This is a genomic window from Candidatus Obscuribacterales bacterium (assembly GCA_036703605.1).
Taxonomy (GTDB): domain Bacteria; phylum Cyanobacteriota; class Cyanobacteriia; order RECH01; family RECH01; genus RECH01.
In genome coordinates this window covers 1-1,146 of record DATNRH010000223.1, presented here as the reverse complement: position 1 = coordinate 1,146, position 1,146 = coordinate 1, and the positions used below count along the sequence as shown (strand labels likewise).

Below are 1,146 nucleotides of genomic sequence, written 5' to 3'. Positions count from 1 at the left end.
CAGCCCACTACCAAAGCTACGGAGCCTGAAAAGTCCCAAGCCACACCGCAAGCTCAGTCAGACAGCAGCTACTCGGATGCTTTTCTACAAGATGCCTTGGCTAGCTTTGACTTCATGGCAGACATAGGGAACGAACCCGAGCCCCCAGCCCAGGCCACAAGTCCCACAGCCCAGCCAAGCCCTGCTGCTCCGCCAGCGGGAGCTCCAGCTAAGAAGGGCGATTCCTTCTTCTCTCTTGACGACATTGCAGCCGGATTCGACGACATTCTCAATGAACCCTCGCCGGCAGAGCCCACTCCAGCTACCAACCAGGCGGCGCCGCCCACCGATACCACAACGCCCAGTCAGGCACCCAAACAAGCGCCCAAAGCTACTCCTAAGGCCGCCAATCCACGCCTTACAGTTCGTAAGCCTTGCTTCACCATTTTCATACCCAGAACTGGAGGAAGATTTTGGAGATTTGCTGGCTGGTTTTGACAACGAAGCTAAAGGAGGGAGCAAGCAAGACGATTTGGGCATATTGGACTTTGAGGTGGACTCTGGCCCGTCTAGCAAGTCTGCTGCTCCATCATCTACGCCGGTGAGCAAGGTACAGGTTAACATATTAGCAGGAGCCCACGGGAGGTGGTTTTAGAATGAGCGCAGTGTTGAAAGAGTTTGATGTTATGACAGTGGACCTAGATGTTGGCATTGACGCTCCCACTGAAAGCCCAAACCCAGCACCGCCTCAGTCCAGCGACTCTGCCCTAGATCTAGGCGAGCTTGATGAAATCGCCTCCCTTGGCATGGAAGATATCACAGCAGGTACTAACTTATCCACAACAACCTTTGTGACTGTCTAGGCTTTGATGAGCTTCTTGCATCCAACGGAGCTAGCACCCAGACTACACCCAACGCCAACAGGCAAACAGTAGTGCTGCAGAAGGAGCTGGACCTTCTTGCTAACATCGGAGAGGAAGATGTGGACGACTGGTGAGGTTGCCAAGCAAGGCTAAATCAATATCAGTGTCTTTTGTTGTGCATATTATTAAAGTTCGGCCGCTCCTTTTTGGCTCTCACAGCAAAATTCCTGTTTGAAATCAGACTGGGCGAAGACAACGAAAAACCTTACCATAGGCATTGAGGTCCGTACATGTTGTTGTGATG

At 52.3% G+C, this 1,146-nt stretch carries 2 protein-coding genes; both read left to right on the top strand.

The genetic code is table 11. From position 1 onward, the window contains the following. On the top strand, positions 1-477 hold a 477-nt coding region (locus tag V6D20_04800; protein ID HEY9815112.1), incomplete at its 5' end, for a hypothetical protein. 188 nt (positions 478-665) lie between these two features. Next, positions 666-842 (top strand): hypothetical protein, encoded by a 177-nt coding sequence (locus V6D20_04795; protein HEY9815111.1) that lies wholly within the window; start codon positions 666-668, stop codon positions 840-842. Positions 843-1,146: the final 304 nt, after the last annotated feature.

What these genes read in the sequence shown, in the direction of transcription:
- V6D20_04795 (HEY9815111.1), top strand. Translation starts at nt 666, where the DNA reads ATGACAGTGGACCTAGATGTTGGCATTGACGCTCCCACTGAAAGCCCA.